Here is a 971-nt window from a genome sequence, read left to right as displayed (position 1 = left end):
ACTTTAAGTGTTTGTTATATAGATCCTTGTGATGCACTGGCTTCAGGTAATTTAGATTCTGATGGCGATGGTATTTCAGATATTTGTGATGATGATGATGATAATGATGGTATTTTAGACACGGTAGAATGTCTAGGTTCTAATATAAATAGTAGTGGAATCACAGGAAGTATTACACCAACAGCTTGGGATATTGATTCGCCTAGTGGAAGTTCTGGTTCAGTTATATTTAATTCTTTTACATTTAATGGAGAAGTAATATCAGATTTTCAAACACCTGTAGAATATGTAGAAAATTTTGTGCCGACATCCGGAACAATTAATGCGAGTGATATTACAAGAAGAGTTAATGGAGTTGAAAACTTAGATTATACAACAGCTTCAGATTGGAATGCAGAAATTTTACCTGTTTTTCAAACTAGAGATATGAATATATATCAAGATTTACAAGTGGATCTTGTAAATAATGTATCTTATTATGATTTACGTTTTGATACTCCCATTATTTCCAAAGATTTAATATATGTCTTAGTTTTTGAAAAATCAGGAAATAATCAAATAAGAATTCAAGCTTTAGATTATAATAAGAATGTTCTAGGCAGTAGTATAGATGTAGAAACTTCAGATTATGTAGATACGGGTTCAGATATATTGGCAAATACTGTAGAGAATTTGGAAATTGCAACTTACCCAATAGATAATCTAGCACCAGTAGGAAGTGAAATTCACTGGATTCGTGTTTATGACAGATATAATGGACCCGATGCAGCAGATGGAAAGGTTTTTGTCATGGCTGCACCAAATATTGATTTTAATTGTACAGATACGGATGGAGACACGGTTCCTGATTATTTAGATTTAGATTCAGATAATGATGGAATATATGATGTAGATGAAGTAGGAGGAACAGATGCCAATAATGATGGAATAGCAGATGGTACTCCAGACTTGAATGGTGTTCCGAGTAGTGC

The 971-nt window shown here is 33.0% G+C and carries 1 protein-coding gene; it reads left to right on the top strand.

Going from position 1 to position 971, the window contains the following annotated elements; translation table 11 throughout:
- Positions 1-971 (top strand): hypothetical protein (locus HNV10_RS17075; RefSeq protein WP_173302675.1); only part of this gene is annotated, 971 nt, incomplete at both ends.

The organism is Winogradskyella litoriviva, from assembly GCF_013249065.1.
Classification (GTDB): Bacteria; Bacteroidota; Bacteroidia; order Flavobacteriales; family Flavobacteriaceae; genus Winogradskyella; species Winogradskyella litoriviva.
Note: the sequence above shows the minus strand (reverse complement) of the source record. Positions and strands in the feature narration are given on the sequence as shown.